The 16,960-nt window shown below is 39.9% G+C and carries 11 protein-coding genes, 5 tRNA genes and 1 riboswitch; all 16 genes read left to right on the forward strand.

The annotated features are described in order from the left end of the window. Positions 1 to 189 (forward strand): hypothetical protein (locus ACJV2T_RS05435; RefSeq protein WP_419399373.1); only part of this gene is annotated, 189 nt, incomplete at its 5' end. A gap of 1,088 nt (positions 190 to 1,277) precedes the next feature. Then, positions 1,278 to 1,565: a hypothetical protein gene (locus ACJV2T_RS05440; RefSeq protein WP_419399374.1), complete on the forward strand. Its 288-nt coding sequence runs from the start codon at positions 1,278 to 1,280 to the stop codon at positions 1,563 to 1,565. A gap of 548 nt (positions 1,566 to 2,113) precedes the next feature. Then, positions 2,114 to 2,186: transfer RNA gene (locus ACJV2T_RS05445), tRNA-Gly, on the forward strand. Positions 2,187 to 2,214: 28 nt separating this feature from the next. Further along, positions 2,215 to 2,285 (forward strand) — tRNA-Cys (locus tag ACJV2T_RS05450). A gap of 31 nt (positions 2,286 to 2,316) precedes the next feature. Then, positions 2,317 to 2,388, forward strand: a tRNA-Val gene (locus ACJV2T_RS05455). A 39-nt stretch (positions 2,389 to 2,427) separates the two neighbouring features. Further along, a tRNA-Val gene (locus tag ACJV2T_RS05460) sits at positions 2,428 to 2,500 on the forward strand. 222 nt (positions 2,501 to 2,722) lie between these two features. Beyond that, positions 2,723 to 2,812, forward strand: a riboswitch (TPP riboswitch). Between the two features lie 197 nt (positions 2,813 to 3,009). Further along, on the forward strand, positions 3,010 to 4,251 hold the full coding sequence (locus ACJV2T_RS05465) for a hydantoinase/carbamoylase family amidase (RefSeq protein ID WP_419399375.1): 1,242 nt from the start codon (positions 3,010 to 3,012) through the stop codon (positions 4,249 to 4,251). A 304-nt stretch (positions 4,252 to 4,555) separates the two neighbouring features. Next, on the forward strand, positions 4,556 to 6,040 hold the full coding sequence (allW, locus tag ACJV2T_RS05470) for an allantoin permease (RefSeq protein WP_419399376.1): 1,485 nt from the start codon (positions 4,556 to 4,558) through the stop codon (positions 6,038 to 6,040). Between the two features lies 1 nt (position 6,041). Continuing rightward, positions 6,042 to 7,418 (forward strand): allantoinase AllB, encoded by a 1,377-nt coding sequence (gene allB, locus ACJV2T_RS05475; RefSeq protein ID WP_419399377.1) that lies wholly within the window; start codon positions 6,042 to 6,044, stop codon positions 7,416 to 7,418. Between the two features lie 61 nt (positions 7,419 to 7,479). Further along, positions 7,480 to 7,677 carry a sulfur carrier protein ThiS gene (thiS, locus tag ACJV2T_RS05480; protein ID WP_004106666.1) on the forward strand — a complete coding sequence of 66 codons (198 nt, stop codon included), beginning with the start codon at positions 7,480 to 7,482 and terminating at the stop codon, positions 7,675 to 7,677. Continuing rightward, positions 7,678 to 8,301 carry a sulfur carrier protein ThiS adenylyltransferase ThiF gene (gene thiF / locus ACJV2T_RS05485; RefSeq protein ID WP_419399378.1) on the forward strand — a complete coding sequence of 208 codons (624 nt, stop codon included), beginning with the start codon at positions 7,678 to 7,680 and terminating at the stop codon, positions 8,299 to 8,301. After that, positions 8,291 to 9,058: a thiazole synthase gene (locus ACJV2T_RS05490; RefSeq protein ID WP_116773727.1), complete on the forward strand. Its 768-nt coding sequence runs from the start codon at positions 8,291 to 8,293 to the stop codon at positions 9,056 to 9,058. The genes thiF and ACJV2T_RS05490 overlap by 11 nt, the downstream gene beginning before the upstream one ends. Positions 9,059 to 9,201: 143 nt before the next feature. Next, positions 9,202 to 9,277 (forward strand) — tRNA-Gly (locus ACJV2T_RS05495). Positions 9,278 to 9,478: 201 nt separating this feature from the next. Next, a complete protein-coding gene (locus ACJV2T_RS05500; protein ID WP_419399379.1) occupies positions 9,479 to 12,922 on the forward strand; it encodes a tetratricopeptide repeat protein in 3,444 nt (1,147 codons plus the stop codon). Positions 12,923 to 12,980: 58 nt separating this feature from the next. Then, a complete protein-coding gene (ligA, locus tag ACJV2T_RS05505) occupies positions 12,981 to 15,749 on the forward strand; it encodes an NAD-dependent DNA ligase LigA (protein WP_419399383.1) in 2,769 nt (922 codons plus the stop codon). 3 nt (positions 15,750 to 15,752) lie between these two features. Next, positions 15,753 to 16,880: an Mrp/NBP35 family ATP-binding protein gene (locus ACJV2T_RS05510; protein WP_004108951.1), complete on the forward strand. Its 1,128-nt coding sequence runs from the start codon at positions 15,753 to 15,755 to the stop codon at positions 16,878 to 16,880. Positions 16,881 to 16,960: the final 80 nt, after the last annotated feature.

A 16,960-nucleotide genomic window follows, 5' to 3' on the forward strand; every position in this document is an offset into this window, starting at 1 on the left:
AATCTTTACAATGAAATTAATGATTCCATTAAAAATCATTTAGATGAATTTACTAAAGAAGAGCAAATAATATTAGCGTCGTTTGTATTGAATTATGAAAATAATAGTGATGACTTTAACCATGCTACTGAGCGAGAAGCGTTGCGACTCATAGAAAAGTGGAAATCTGAAAGCAACATAGAAAAGTAGTAAATCATATTGGGCGTTAGCACACTGCTGTTAGTGCCCGATATTTTTGTCGCTTACCCTATTTGGTAACATGAGTTATAGGAGTCTTCCTGCGTTGAAAGTCGGCTTCATGCCGTTGACTGCTTTAACACTTTAGGCGTTGCGTAGGCTCCTTTACTTTTGGCTTATAACGTATGAATCATTAAAGATTATAAAACAGTTGGAATATACGAAAGCTAGTCATACCCTCAAACCAACTCATTACGAGATTAAAGGGAAAGAGGAGCCCTAGCATTCATTTCGATTCTATCATATGAGTCTTTCCCGCATATGCGTGGTTATCCTTTCAATAAAGTGTCCCCTCACCGGGGGCACTAGTCTTTCCCGCATACGCGGGGGTGATCCTGAGTTGTTCGGAATTCCCGAACAAGTTAAAAAGTCTTTCCCGCGTATGCGTGAGCGCTTCAACCTGCTTGAGTGCAACACAAAACGCACGAAAGCACCTTGAAGCGCCGAGCTTGCTCAAAGTTGAAAGCACAGCGTGCTCTCAACGCAAGCGAGGACTGACTTCGCGCTTTAACGAAGTCAGCAACACCAAACGCAGTCTTTCCCGTATACGCGGGGGTGATCCCGCAACGCAATGCAGAAGGGGCTTAATCTCCATGTCTTTCCCGCATACGCGGGGGTGATCCTTGACGCGGCTGGTAGTTGTGGAATGCGCTTCAGTCTTTCCCGCATACGCGGGGGTGATCCCAATAGCTTTAATGCCGCTGTCTTGCTTCATTTGTCTTTCCCGCATACGCGGGGGTGATCCTACGCAGTGGTAATCCTTGAAGCGCAATAAGTAAATAAAGAGTCCCGAACAATCCAGGTGTCCGGGACTCACCATCCACTATACTGCAGGCTCATTATGAAATTAGATGCAATAGTATCAGCTATATTCTCACTCGTTATTATCGCTGGAGTATGGTGTAATTTTTCGCCTTGGTTCACAGGCTTTCCCGCATACGCTGATGCTATCCTAGAAGTGCGTTTATCAAAAAGAAAAAATCTTAGCGTGTTGTTACTGCATATCATGACGTAGAAGATAAGAGAGGAGTGAAAAGCTAATGGATATGATGAAAATTTGTTATGACATGGTTGAAAGGCTCCGTCCTTATGCCGAACCTAATATGGATAAGCTCTCTAAAGAAGCAGCCAATAGTGCTATTAGAGCAGGCGAACCATCGATTGCAATTGATTATTATTTAGTAGAAGCATGGCTACACAAGAGCGCACCTAAAGAGCTGCTAATAGAAGCCTATAACCTGCTAGATCCTTATGAATGTGGCGATGATTATGACGATATAGCAGACGATTTAGGAGTCCCGCGTAAAGTTCATTCTCCAGATGAATAAATAAATTTTGGCCTATAACCCTAGAACCTATAACCCTAGAAAATATACTTAAAATGAAGATTGCGAAGCTGGGAATATTAAGCCAAGTTCTAAACACCGTTACTAATTCAGTCAACGAACTGAGAAAGTAACGGTAATCAGCAAAAAACTGTTAAAAACTCAGTCAACGAACTGAAAAAGTAACGGTAATCAGCAAAAAACTGTTAAAAATTCAGTCAACGAACTGAGAAAATAACACTCACAGCCCAAACATCGTTAAAAACTCAGCTAGCCAACTGAGAAAATAACACTCACAGCCCAAACATCGTTAAAAACTCAGCTAGCCAACTGAGAAAGTAACACTTGCGCTCGCAAATGCTTCAATACCATACGCATAACAAACCTCCAATCAACACGCGCAAACGAACACACCTACTAACACGCCAAAAAACACACCAACAGAAACACCAAACGACACGCCAAAATAGGCGAGGGCTTGCATTTGTAAATATTTCGGGTATAGTAGTTACTCGTGCTTCGGCACTGACATTGTTCAGTAAAGTTGCATTGCGGACATAGCTTAGTTGGTAAAGCGCAACCTTGCCAAGGTTGAGACCGCGGGTTCGAGTCCCGTTGTCCGCTCTAGGTCCGATGAGTTATTCGACCTTACGGTGGGTTAGCCAAGCGGTTAGGCAGCGGCCTGCAAAGCCGTATAGATGAGTTCGACTCTCGTACCCACCTCGATTAAGCGGGTTAGCTTAATAAACAACCTGGGCGGTTGGCGCAGTGGTAGCGCACTTCCCTGACACGGAAGGGGTCACAAGTTCGAACCTTGTATCGCCCACTCGAAAGGATTGCCTTTCACGCATAATTAAAAAATTTTGGGTGATTGGCGCAGCGGCTAGCGCACTTCCTTCACACGGAAGGGGTCATAGGTTCGATTCCTATATCACCCACAATATGTTCGCAGTGTAGAAGCACTGCGTTTTTTGTTATCTGGCTATTTTTTATTTCCTAACTTACATATGAAAATTTTTTGCAACCGAACACACATGCAACCACAAATGGAAGCAATATCTCGTAACAGTCAACCAACCAATCATTTCTTCACAGAAACACACATGCTAATGTTCATTTTGAGTTCATTTAATATCGTGCTATACTCATCCGAGTACAAGTGAAAATTGCAGGGGTACTGGAAACAGTTGAGAAACACCCTTTGAACCTGTTTTGTTAAGACATGCGTAGGGAGCAATTACAGTAAGTGATTTCTTTCTATCACGATTTTCGTGATATCTTGCGTTGCCACAAAGTAGTAGCAATTACACGAGTATCAACTAAACAATTAAAAAAAAATTAAAAAAACAACTAAAAAAAAAACTAAAAACCAAACACCAAAACCAAAAAATATCCGCCTGAATGTCACTTTTGGGGAAACTTGCACAAGTGAGGAGGAATACTGCACATGATTGATAGCAGCATAAGTGCTGAAACTATAGAATCAGCCATAAGCTGGCTTGCAGGATTCACAGAAAAACCAGGAGAACAAGGAGTTACTCGACCTCTTTACACAAAATCTTGGAAACAGGCTCTTTTTGCTCTTCGTCAACGATTTGAAAAACTCGGTATGACTGTAGAATTCGACCAAGTTGGAAACCTAATTGCAACTGTTGAAGGATGCGAAAATCCAGAAAGCATAATAGCTTGTGGATCGCATATTGATACAGTTTCAAGAGGAGGTCGTTTCGACGGTCAACTTGGAATAGTTGCAGCCTATTTAGCAATTAAGAATTTACTTACTAGATATGGAAAGCCAAAGAAAAGTCTTCGCATTATCTGCTTAGCAGAAGAGGAAGGCTCACGTTTCCCATACGTATTCTGGGGTTCAAAGAATTTCTTCGGACTAGCCAAAAAAGAGGACGTAGAAAATATTTGCGACAGTGAAGGTGTTCCTTTTGAAACAGCAATGCGTGAAGCTGGGTTCAATTATCAAACAACTCAACCTAAGTTCGCAAATCTTGAAGCCTGGATTGAGCTACACATTGAGCAGGGACCAACGCTTTACAGCAATCACGAAGATTTAGGTATTATCACTAGCATTGCTGGCCAGCATCGTTGGGATATTCATCTTAAAGGCGTACAAAATCACGCTGGCACAACAATGATGTCCTACAGGCACGATGCAGTAGATTGCATGTCTCATATAGTCGCCAAGAATCTTGACAAAGCTAAGCAAGCAGGCGACCCACTGGTACTTACTTTCGGTAGAATCAGCGTAGTTCCAAATCAAGTAAATATTGTTCCTGGAGAAGTTACTTTTTCAATGAACTGCCGTCATACAGATAAAGCTTTTCTTGATAAATTCTTGCAGGAACTCGACGAAGATATTCACGAAACTGCCAAGTCTTATGGCATTACAACGCAGATTGATAAGTGGATGTCTGATGATCCTACACCACTTAGCGACGATATTATTAATCTTTTGAAAGATCAAGCTAATAAGCAAGGTTATGCGTACAGAGTCATGCATTCAGGTGCTGGTCAAGATACGCAGATTTTTGCTCCGTTTGTAAAATCCGGAATGATTTTCGTTCCTTCAAAAGATGGTATTAGTCACGCTCCAGAAGAGTACACAGATCCACAAGACGCTGTTCACGGAGTAAAGCTTTTACGAGATGCTCTGCATAGTTTGGCTTATGAGGACTAACTAAAACCAAACGAAAACCAAAAAGAAATAGAAATTTAGGAAGGACGCAAAAGGCATATACGATGCCAACTTCACTGCTTAATTAATCGCAGCGAAGAAAAGTGAATATCGAATGAGAGTACAACGCTTATTCACAAATAAGAGGCTGATACGAAGGGGCGCACCACCACGGGTACGATATCCTTTCGTATCTTTTTTTATTTTTGAGCAAAGTTGCGATTATTACTTTCAAAAAACTCAAAATAAAAAACTCAAAACACAAAAAAGAATCAAATTTACAAACAAGAAAAGTAAGGAGGTGCGCATGCAAATTAGTAAACTGCTACAAGACGAGCCAGTAGATAGTAAAAACTTGGAATGTTACCGCGAGCGCGGCTACACTAACGAAGATTTACTGCCAAAGCCGCAAGAAAAACGCACAATGAGCGCTCTTAATTTCTGCACTTTGTGGATGCAGTCTGTACACAATATTCCTAATTATGCTGCAGTTGGCGCGTTCCTTTTAATGGGATACTCTCCAATTTACGTAATGATTGGTATCATGCTTGGCGCAATTCTTACAGCAATTGTCATGGTTGCTAACGGTGTTGTAGGTTCCAAATACGGCATACCATTTTCTATGCATTTGCGCGCAACATACGGAAAAGCAGGCGCTCAACTACCAGGATTCCTCAGGGGAGTAGTTGCTGCAATATGCTGGTATGGAATTCAAACATATATAGGTGCGAAAGCTTTAGAGATTCTAGTTGGCAAAATTTGCCCTGAGTTTCTTACTTTTGGAAACAAAATACCATTTGTAGGTTCGCACATACCTATTATTATTTCCTTCGCAATATTTTGGTTGCTTAACTTGGCGATTGGTTTAGGCGGAGGAAAGACTCTTAATAAGCTAACTGTAGTATTAAGCCCACTTATTTACGTTGTTTTTGGTTGCATGAGCGTATGGGCTATTAGCTGTGCTGGTGGATTATCTGCAATCATGCAATATCATGCTACTGTTCAAGCGCCAACTAATTACGGTCTTGGGCTTTTCATGATGATGGTTGTAAATTCTGTGCTGGGCGTTTGGGCTGCTCCTGCCGTTTCTATTGCTGATTTTACGCAAAACGCAAAGTCAACTATGGCTCAACTAAAAGGTCAAATTGCTAGCTTCTTGCTAAGTTACGCGCTTTTTGCTTTTACAAGCGTAATTATTTTAGTGGGCGGATCGCTTTTTTACCATGAAACTATTACAGATGTTCTTGTTATCATAAACAAGTGGGATAATCTTCCTGCAATTGCAATAGCTACTGGGTTGCTTCTACTTACTACAGTTTGCACAAATGCCACTGGCAATATTGTTCCTGCAGCATACCAGCTAACTGCTTTAGCTCCGCGATTTGTAAATTATAAGCGTGGCGTAGTTATTGCAGCTCTTGTAAGCACTGTGTTAATGCCGTGGAAGTTTATGGCTAATATTACAGGCTTCTTGAATCTTATTGGTATGCTTTTAGGTCCTATTGCAGGTGTTCTACTTGCCGACTATTACGTAGTAAAGCGCACGCATATTGATCTTGATCAAATTTATTACGATACAAATAGCTCGTCAAAATCTGCCTATTCTGGAACTAACTGGATATCTTATACTTCTACGATACTTGGGCTTTTATTTGCTCTTTCCGGGCAGATAATTCCTCTACTTTCACCGCTTACTCAAATCTCATGGATTGTGGGATGCGCTGTAGGTTTCGTGTGTCAAATATTACTATCAAAAGTTTTTCAGCCAACAATGGCTAAAGAAAGGAAATAATATGAACTACGATGTAGTAATCACAAATGGTTTGGTTGTATTCGATAATGAAGCAACTAAAGCCGATATAGCAATTAAAGACGGCAAGTTTGCCGCTTTTGGAAGCAACTTTGCAGCAGAAAAAACTATTGACGCAACTGATTTAATAGTTGTTCCTGGAAAAGTTGATTCTCACGTTCATATTAACGCTCCAGGCGGCGGCGTTCGCGACGATTGGGAAGGTTTTGTAACAGCAACTTCTGCCGGCGCAAAAGGCGGTATTACTACAATGCTGCAAATGCCTTGCAATCAGATTCCTGCAACTACTGATGGAAAGTCATTTGAAGCAGTACTTGAAGAAGCCGACGGAAAGCTCAAGGTTGATGTTGGTCAAACTGGTGGCTTGGAACCACAAAACCTCAATGGCGGAATATGCGAGCAAGATAAGCAGGGTGTCGTTAATTACAAAGCATTCCTCGGCACTACCGGCGACAAGGATTTGCAAGTTGATTTGTATAATTGCGACGATTATTCCCTCTACACCGGTATGCAGCAGATTGCAAAAACCGGCAAAATTTTGATTATGCATTGCGAAAACGCTCCTATTACAGATCAGCTTGGAAAGAAAGCTCATCAAATGGGAGCTAGAAAACTTTCTGAGTTCGTAGCAACCAGACCTGTTTTCACTGAAGTTGAAGCGATTGAACGCGCTTGTCTTTTTGCTAAAGAAACTGGATGCAGAATTCATATTGTTCATGTTTCTTCACCGGAAGGCGCTCAAGCTGTTGCTGACGCTCGTAAGAATGGCGTAGACGTAAGCTGCGAAACTTGCAACCATTACCTGTATTTCGACACTTCTGAGCTTGACGAAATTGGAAATATCGCTAAGTGCACTCCGCCAATTCGTGACAAGGAAAACCAGAATGGCTTGTGGGAAAAGGTTTTTGACGGTTCTATTAACTTCATTGTTTCCGACCATTCGCCAGCTCCTTTGAGTTTGAAGCAAACTGATGATGCTTTCACAGCTTGGGGTGGTATTGGTAGCGTTCAAAACGATGTTGATGTGTTCTTTGATGAAGCTGTGCAAAAGCGCGGAATGTCATTAACTCAATTTGTGGCATTGAATTCTAGCAATTCTGCAAAACGCTTCGATTTGAAAGGAAAAGGCAGCATACGTTTGGGTTATGACGCAGATCTTGCATTCATTAAACCAAATGCTCCTTATGTTCTTAAAGCTGAGGATCTTGAGTATCGCAACAAGTTCAGCCCGTACGTTGGTCGCACTATTGGCTGCCAGGTGGTAAGAACTTTGCTTCGCGGCGAAGAAATTTACAGCAAAGAAAACGGCGTTTGCGAAGACTTTAAGGGCAAGTTTATTCTTCATCCGGCTAAGGCTTAGGTAGAATATTTAAACGTAATATTTAAAAACTTAAAGCATATTCTACAGAAAGGAGGTAAGTGTGCTGAAACTTAATCACGATACTGTGGATTATGTTGAGAACGAGAATTTACTTGAACTACTTAAGCGCGAAGGCTACGACAGTACTTTTGTTGCAATAGAAGTTGATGGTGAATTAGTAAAACGCAAAGATTTTGAAACTTTCATAGTTAAAGATAACGCAAAAATTGAAGTATTTAGCATTATGGGAGGAGGATGAATGGAAAGTGACGATATTCGCGCAAAAGTTCTTAAGCGTCAGCTAAAGGAAGATAATGATTTGTTTGCTCAACAATCAGTTTCAATACTTGGCTGCGGCGGTTTGGGATCAAATATTGCGTTAATGCTTGCGCGAGCCGGCGTAAAAAAGTTGTACATTTACGATTTTGACAGTATCGAGTATTCGAATTTAAACCGTCAAAATTATACGATTAACGAAATTGGACAACACAAAGTACATGCTACTAAAGCGCGACTTAATGAAACTTTGCCGTACGTTGAAGTAGAAGCTTTCGTGCAAAAAGTTACGCCGGAATCGTTAGATGAGATTGCTGATCGCTCCGACTTGTTTATTGAAGCATTCGACAATCGCGAATCGAAAGCAATGGTTCTTGACTATTTCATGAATCATCCTAACAAATATGTTATTACTGCTTCTGGCTTATCTGGACTAGGAGATATTAGGAACGTAAAAATTAAGCATCTTTCAAACGTGTGCTTAGTAGGTGATTTTAAGTCTTCTCCTGAAGAAGGCTTGTATTTGCCTTATGTTTCGATTATCGCGAGTTTAGAAGCCTTAGAAGCGTTGAAATGGATAAAAAATGGAGGAAATTATGGAGAATGAAGATTATTTAGAATTGGGCGGTAAGAAGTTTACTTCTCGATACATTTTGGGTTCTGGAAAGTATTCTGAGGAACTTATTGATGCCGCAGTAAACAGTGCTAAAGCTGAAATGATTACTGTAGCAATTCGCTATAGTGAGAAAGCTGCAGGAATTTTAAAGCATATTCCAGAAGGCGTTACCATTTTGCCTAATACCAGCGGATGCGTAACTGTAGAGGAAGCAGTTAACACTGCTCATATTGCTCGCGAAATGGGTTGCGGAAACTTCATCAAGCTTGAGATTATTCCTGATCGCAAGTATTTGTTGCCAAACAATGAAGCTACTTTGCAAGCAACAAAGATTTTGGCTGACGAAGGTTTTACTGTTCTTCCTTACATGTATCCTGACCTTTATTTTGCTAAGGCAATGCGCGACGCTGGTGCTGCAGCAATTATGCCTCTCGGCTCTTTGATTGGCTCTAACAAGGGTCTTGAAACTAAGAAGTTCATTCAACTTATTATCGACGAAATCGATCTTCCTGTTATTGTCGATGCCGGCATTGGCGTTCCAAGCCAGGCTGCTGAAGCAATGGAAATGGGTGCTGCAGCTGTAATGGCAAATACTGGCGTTGCTACTGCAAACGATATCGTGCTTATGGCTAAAGCTTTCAAGCTTGGTATTGAGGCAGGCCGCGCAGCTTATCTTGCTGGCCCTGGTCGAGTGCTTGAAAAGGGTGCAACACCATCTTCTCCAAAGCGCGATGACGAAAACAAGTAAGCAAACAAATAAAATAAGTTTTCAACTTAAAACACTAAAAATCTGAAACAAGTAAGCCTTACAAGTGCATCCAGTACTTGTAAGGCTTGCGACATACCTAATTTGCACTTTTTATGAAAATGATATAAGGTATTCACTTGTTTGCGGACATAGCTTAGTTGGTAAAGCGCAACCTTGCCAAGGTTGAGACCGCGGGTTCGAGTCCCGTTGTCCGCTCCATTTTTTCTCAATATTCGAAATCGTCCTATTCTCTTATTAGCAATCTATTGATGAAATAATTTCGATAAATAATGTCGCGCATTTTATAACATGCATAATTTCTTATATACTAAAATAATGTGATTAAACGCCACATTATGTGCGCTAAAAATATAAAACAAAAACTCACATGCCACAAAGCAAAGTGAAAGAATGGGGATTATGACTAACAACATGCAAACTACTGAAAATTCAGAATCTCAGGAAGATAGTATGTTGCAACTACAAGAATCTCTTAACTCGTTGTGGTCAGAAGGCAATCCAATAGATATTTCGTCGCGCGCTAAAAAGTGCGTTATTAAAGATTTTCCACAAACAAATATCAACAATCAATTAGGCTGGGTTCAACTTAACAAGAAAAAAGAATACACGTCAATTGGATTATTTAAAGAAGACGGAAGAAAATTCCTTCAACTAGCAGTAGCAGATTCAGAAGGGCGAATATTTCTCGGCAGCAACCTTAGCTACGAAGATATTCAAGACATGAGGCCGCAACTTTCATTTGTAGAAAAAAATAATTCTTCACTGAAAGATTTACGCCGTTTTTATGGAAAACAATATAAAAAAACAAAAATTACTCTAAAATGTGCATTTTCGGAAGCGTTTGACGAAACATACACAAAACATACAGACTATGATATGGATAATATCGTAGAATCCTATTTAAATGGCGACGCAACCGTAAAAGATTTTCTCGCTTCTTTAGAAAGCAGTAAGTCTAAAAGCGCGTTAAAACCAGAACAACGCTCTAAAACTTTTGCCGGAAAAATAAACTACTTTTCTAAAACTTTTTCAAAAATTAGAAAAGAAAACGTATTTTACGTATCAAACGGAGACTTAGTTTTACAACTTTCAGAAGATGACGGTTTAATTAAAATCGGATCATGGATGGCACACGGGTTCGGATCTAAAAAAACTTATACTCTCGAAGAGTTACGAACTAAACTTCCAGAAAACTTACGATGCAATCTTACATACACAAATGCAATAGCAATAGCATTCTTTGCAGCATTATTCATTCCAGACATGCACAAGTCTTTAACTGGATTTGGCTACAGCAATGTACTTCGCAGACTAGAACACGAAGCACCTTTAGGAGCAATACGAAGAAGTGTAGAAGACATAAAAATAGCGAAAAAAGAGAATTTAAGAGTTTCAGGTTTAGAAGAATATTTCGAAAAATTAATGCGCTCAACTGGAGCTTTAGAAACAGAGCGCAGCCTGGAAGCAGTGCATGGTGCGGAACGCCTACACATGCAAAAATCTCAGCAAACAGAAGCAAACTACTTACTTTGGGATGATGCTTTGGAACCAAATGCTGCACTCAAAGTACTTAAAATAGAAGGCGCTATTAACCGTTTATATTCAATTTATGATTGTCTGCAAATTAACTCCATTACGGGAGGGAAAACTTGCGAAAATACTATAAAAGAAGAGCAGGCATCACAAATCGACATGGCAATGATTAAAGATGTTGCTTTTGCAGCAAGCGGTTCAATAGGTATGCAATTTTTTGGCAATCCTTTGATGGACGACAAAATAAGACCTATTTTGCACATGTGGAGAAGAGCAAAGCAGGTAAAAAATAACGATAAGTATTTCAATAAGATAGATAACGACAGTGAATGGTCCTATAGGCAGCGTCTTTCTAATCTTATTAGAAGCGTATACTTGCCGTTCCGTTTTGACGCGGAATTTAGATCTAATTTAGAAGATGGTAACGTGGCAATAAACCTTACTACAGCTGGAGCTGCACTTATGCCATCTGTAGCTTACGTTAATGAGGATAAATCTTGGAAAAATCTGAACGACGACGATAAAGAAAAACTAGCTACAAACTACAATCTTCAAGTTGGAATGATAATGTCTACTCTAGCTTTTGGAGCAAGCGGTAAAGTAAAAAATGTTTCTATACGCTTAGATTCAATAGGCTTAGAAGAGATGGTTACAGCACAAAACAATGCTATGAACAATCTTGTAAATCGTACTCTTAATGCGCTTAACGTTATGAATAGTGACGCTGCAAATAATGATTCATCCAAGTCAAAAGGAGATCCAAAAGACGGTGACGTTCATGGAGACCCGTCTAAATTGCAAGAAATGCAGCAGACTAATATTAGTAACGCAAACAAGACAAACAATAATGTCATATCAATACATGCGAGCGCAAGCAGCCAAGAATTAAACTCAGAAACAGGCACAAACGCAGATTCTAACGAAAATCAACTGTCCGAAAACAGCATGGATAAGTCTAAAGAAGAAAATTCATTTGCAGCTTTTACTACAGCACCATCCATACGAGCTCTAACTACAGTTACGTTTAGCAGAGACAGATTTATAAAACTTATTCACCAAAACGGATTAAATAATCCTATAAAAACATACGAAAAATTTAATGCCAAATTAAACATTGATTCTCATGGAAAATTAAATACCATCGAACCAGATTTTGATGTTCACAGTAGCCGCTTTTCTCCTCATGGATCACAAGAAGAACCTGAATTTTCTGACAAAATTTTTACAGCAGATCAGGAAAGCATACTGGGAACACAATACGCACAAGGGCTTTCTATACAACGCGAAGATCTTTTGCAACAAGCTGTTGCCGACTTCCACCATATTGCTTCAGAACTTATGCCAACAACTGCACAAAAAGCTCACGAAGCTATGAGTATTATTGAAAGCATTGACGATCCTGAACTTAATGCTCAAGCAGATTCAATAACGCGAGCGCTAATTGACGAAACAGATTTACCTAATCTTTCATTTACTGCAGCAAAACGTATAAGAGATATTCGTACAAAAGCTCACGAACAGTTTATGAATGGGGACCTTAGCGAGGCTTTAAAAGAGTACGAAAATTCTGTAGCACAATTCGATACTATGTTTACTAGCAGCGAAGCTGTACCAAGATACTTTAATTCCTATGCTGAGAGAGTAATTTATAATCATCTATTTGCAACTAAAGAAGAACGAACAAGACTTATTCCTGACGGTCTTTTCTACGCGCATATGGAACTTGCTGATTTACTTTCGCAATTAAACCAACATGACGAAGCTTTACGCCATTTAAATATTATGGTTTCGTACGCTCCTACTTACGCTCTTTCTCATTTAAGATTAGCTGATATACTTGCGCAAAAAGAGGATTGGCCATCTGTTATTGCAGCTTGCATTAACGCTTTGAATGTGTCTCTCGATAGGGATGACGCTGCTTTTGCTTACTATAAGCTCGCTTATGCGGAATGGATGCAGAATAATTTCCTCATTGCTGCATCTTCGTATAGAATGGCACAATACTTAGCTCCAGGAAAGATTGAGCCGCTAGAAATGGAACTTGATGAACTTCTTTCTAGAATGAGATCGCAGTGCAAGCTAATACCGAGCAATATACATGAAGCGCAGATGGCTCTTCTTTCTGAAGACATACCAGCTTGGCCTGATATTGAAGCAGAAGAGATTATTGATAAAGCAGCAAAATTAACTGTGAACGATGGAATGTTTGTAATTGCAAGAACTTTGTGTGTTGCAAATATTCGAATGACTTCTAACGAAGATCTAAGTAGCACAGTACAAACACAGTTCTTACGTTCATTAAATGCGTAAATGGTAAGTGACATAATCTATATAAAGCAACAGCTGATTTGAAGGGGGTTTCATGAGTATGACTCACGATGATATCGAGTCAAAAAACGCACAATGGACTCTTTTTGACGATTTTGACGAGCAAAATGAGACTCATGAAAATACGCAAAAAACAGATACATGGATTGCTCAACTTCAGCCAACAGACACTGATGCGTTGGCTCTTGGAAATTTGCAACCAGCGACGCTTACTATAGAGCAAGCTGCGAAACTTTGGGCGAAATTGGCAGCTTGGGCACAATCTGATCAAATTGCTTATTATGTAGAAGATTCTCCGACTAGTTCAGACGCAGCATACGATGCAAGAATGCGAGCGCTAAGCGCTTTAGAAGCTGCTTTCCCAACTTTAGATACTCCTCAATCTCCAACACATCGCGTAGGTGGAACTTTTTCTAACGATTTTACTTCTGTAAAGCATCCGTCTCGAATGATGAGTTTGGATGACGTATTTTCAATTGAAGAATTACATGATTGGTATAACAGCGTAATTCGCGATTTACAATGGGATGAGTCCAAACCTCTTCCTATGACTTGCGAAGTAAAAATTGATGGTCTTGCTTTAAATCTTATTTATCGCAACGGTACTCTTGAACAAGGTCTTACTAGAGGCGATGGCGTAACTGGCGAGGATATTACATTAAACGTAAGAACGATTGAAGCAATACCAACACAGCTTCATTCTGACAATCCTGACGATATTCCTGAGTTCGTGGAAATTCGTGGCGAAGTTTTTATGAAATGGGAAGACTTTAGGAAATTAAATGATGAACAAGAAAATGCTGGACGAGTTGCTTTTGCAAACCCTCGTAACGCTGCAGCTGGCTCTTTGCGTCAAAAAGATCCACGAATTACAGCCACGCGTCGATTAAGCTTTTTTGCACACGGACTAGGTGAGCTTCGTTGGAAAGAAAATACAAGCCATAACAATAGTGAAACAAAATTTAATCAGTCTGACGCATATAAGTTCTATCAACAGTGGGGAATACCTGTTTCTCCGTACACGAGAAAAGTCACAAATTTTTCTGAAATAGAAGAAATGATTGACTATTACGGAGAGCATAGAGCAAATATTTTGCACGCTTTAGACGGCATAGTTGTAAAAGTTGATGACAGAGCATTACAGCATCAACTAGGAGCTACTTCTAGAGCTCCACGATGGGCTATTGCATACAAGTATCCTCCTGAAGAAGTTAATACTTATTTGAAGGATATTATTGTCCAGGTTGGAAGAACTGGAAGAGTAACTCCTGTAGCTGTTCTTGAACCTGTTACTGTAGCAGGATCGACAATTTCTCGCACAACTCTTCATAACGCTTACGAAGTTGAACATAAAGGTGTGCTAATTGGCGATACTGTCGTAGTTCGTAAAGCTGGGGATGTTATTCCGGAATTAGTCGGTCCGGTACTTAAAGCTAGGGAAGGGCGAGAAAATGAACTTAGAAAGTTTGTTATGCCAGAATACTGCCCATCTTGTGGAACTAAGCTAGCTCCTGCAAAAGAGGGAGATAAAGACATTCGTTGCCCAAATGTAGAAAACTGCCCAGCTCAACTTACAGAACGAATAATTCACTTGGCTTCCAGACAAGCTTTTGATATTGAAAATTTGGGCGATAACGCTGCGCTAGCTCTCACAAATCCTGAGGATTGCAGGCCTACAACTGCAGAAGTTTACTGCCCAGATATGGATAAAATTATAATTCAGCGAGGCGCAACTCAACAACCATATATACCGTCACCAGATTTAACGCTACCTGAACCACAAACTCCAGTACTTAGAAATGAAGCTGGATTATTTAGTATTACTGCCAACGATTTACAAAATGTAATGGTTTGGAAAGAAATCCCTCTTGTTGAAGAGTGGAAAGAAGTTAGTAAAGACGGTAGCTTTAAAAAGCGTACACGCAAAATAGGTGGATCTGGTCTTTGGCATCAAGTTAGAGCATTTTGGACTCGCACAATCGAAGCAAAGTTATCTACAAATTACGAAGCAGCAGAAACTTCCGAAAAAACTACTTCATCAAACGAACAATGGGATCCTCAATATCCTAAATTCCAGGTTCCAATTGACGCTAAAGTAGTACTTTGGAAAAATAAGCGCATTACTAGAAATGCTAAAACTAGCGACAACGCTAAAGAAACAATAAATGTGCCATGGTATACAAGACCTTCTGAAACTACTCGTAGTATGCTTGAAGAAATAGCTCAAAAAGGCAAAAATGCAGCGCTGTGGCGAGTTTTGGTTGCTTTATCTATTCGTAGACTAGGTCCACCAACTGCACGTCTTATAGCGGCAAATTTTGGATCTTTAGATAATATTTCCAAAGCATCTATTGAAGAACTTACACAAATTGATGGAGTTGGTCCTGAAATTGCGCAAGCAGTATACAACTGGTTCCAACAAGCTAAAGACCCTGCTAATTGGCAATTTGAAGTATTAAAATCGTGGCAAGAAGCAGGTGTAGTAGGGAAAGTTGAAACATCATCTTTCGCTCAAACATTAGTAGGTAAAACAATAGTTGTTACAGGGTCTTTGCAAGGATTTACACGTGACAGCGCAAAAGAAGCTATAGTCTCAAGAGGCGGCAAAGCATCAGGATCAGTAAGCAAGAACACATATTGCGTTATTCTAGGCGAAAATGCAGGATCCAAGGCAACTAAAGCGCAAGAACTTGGCATTCCTATGCTTAACGAACAACAGTTTAATACTCTTTTAAAAACTGGGGACTTAGAAGAAATACTACAAATTGCAAATAATACTGTGCCAAATCTCATTGCTGAGGAATCATAACGCATGAATACAAGTGAACTCGAAAAACAAGTTTACGATTTGCTGGGTAGCGTTATTGATCCAGAATTAGGTCGCTCTGTTACCGAATTAAACATGGTAACCGGAGTGCATGTGATAAAAAAAGCTGAAACTATTGATGCAACAAAGTTTGCTTATGATGTAGAGATAAATCTTGAACTTACTGTGCCAAATTGCCCTCTTGCAGAAGTGATTACAGGACGAGTTCAAGAAGCTATATCTAAATATCCTCAAGCAATACTCATACCGCACGTTAACGCCACTGCAATGAGTAAAACTAAATTAGAAAAGTTAGTTGCAGATTTAAAAGCTGAACGCAAAGAAAATCCATTTAATAAAGCTGGCACTCGCACGAGAATTTTTGCTATAGCTTCTGGAAAAGGCGGAGTTGGAAAATCTTCTATAACTGCTAATTTAGCTGCAACTTTTGCAGCATTAGGTTACGATACTGCAGCTATCGACGCCGATATTTACGGCTTTTCTTTACCGCGAATGTTTGGAGTTAATTCTCAACCAACAAATTTAAACGGAATGCTTATGCCTGTAGTTGCTTGGGGAGTAAAGCTTATTTCTATTGGAATGTTTGCTGGAACTGATCGTGCTATTTTGTGGAGAGGACCACGATTACAACGTTCTTTAGAACAGTTTCTTTCCGATGTTTGGTGGGGCAACCCCGATGTTTTACTTCTTGATTTAGCTCCAGGCACAGGAGATATGGCATTAGCTGTAGCACAATCCTTACCAAATGTAGAGCTTGTTGTAGTAACAACTCCACAGCCTAGCGCATCAGACGTAGCAGTTAGGTCGGGTCTTATGGCTTTGCAAATTCCTGTAAAAGTTCGCGGAGTTGTTGAGAACATGAGCTGGTTTGAAAATAACGGCGAGCGCTTAGAATTGTTTGGTTCAGGAGGAGGAAAGAGAGTAAGCGAACAACTTTGTAACGCTCTTGACACTAATGTGCCTCTTTTAGCTCAACTTCCTTTAGATCCTGCGCTTAGAGAAACTGGTGAAGCAGGGCGACCTGCTGTTCTAACCGAAGATGGAAAATTGGCAGATTCTAATTTAGCTAATACTTTTATTCATTTAGCTAAATCTTTAATAAAAAACTCTTAAAAGCAAATAAATCTTAAAATACAGCCGAAAAATAAGTATGGGGCCGCTTGATTTTTAAGCAACCCCATACTTTTAATTAG

The sequence above is a fragment of the Gardnerella phocaeensis genome (genome assembly GCF_048545075.1).
Classification (GTDB): domain Bacteria; phylum Actinomycetota; class Actinomycetes; order Actinomycetales; family Bifidobacteriaceae; genus Bifidobacterium; species Bifidobacterium vaginale_J.